Annotated in this window: 1 protein-coding gene; it reads left to right on the forward strand. The window is 68.7% G+C overall.

Annotated elements, in window-relative coordinates:
- The coding region (locus AC1DN0_RS41725; protein WP_477146701.1) for an ApeI family dehydratase at positions 1 to 393 on the forward strand (393 nt) is incomplete at both ends.

The following is a 393-nucleotide window of genomic DNA, read 5'->3' on the forward strand; positions in this document are numbered from 1 at the left end:
TCGACGAACTGCCGATCAATGCCCAGGGCAAGGTGACCGCCGCGGCGCTGGCGGCATTGTTCCGGCCGGTGTTGCCGACGGTGCAGTGGCAGCAGCGCGAGGCCGACGCGGCGGTGCTCCACCTGCCGCTGGAGGCGGACCTGATCGCCTTCGACGGGCACTTCCCGCAGGCGAAGATCCTGCCCGGCGTGGTCCAGCTGGATTGGGCGATCCACTATGCACGCCAGGTGTTCCGCATGCCGCCGCGCTTCGAGCGGATGGATGCGCTGAAGTTCCAGCATGTGGCGCGCCCGGGCGACTGCCTGCAGCTCAGCCTGGGCTGGGATGCCGCCAAATCGGTGCTGACCTTCCGCTACGTGTCCGACCATGGCGTGCATGCCAGTGGCCGTGTGG

It is taken from the genome of Cupriavidus sp. 05N39 (assembly GCF_056397325.1).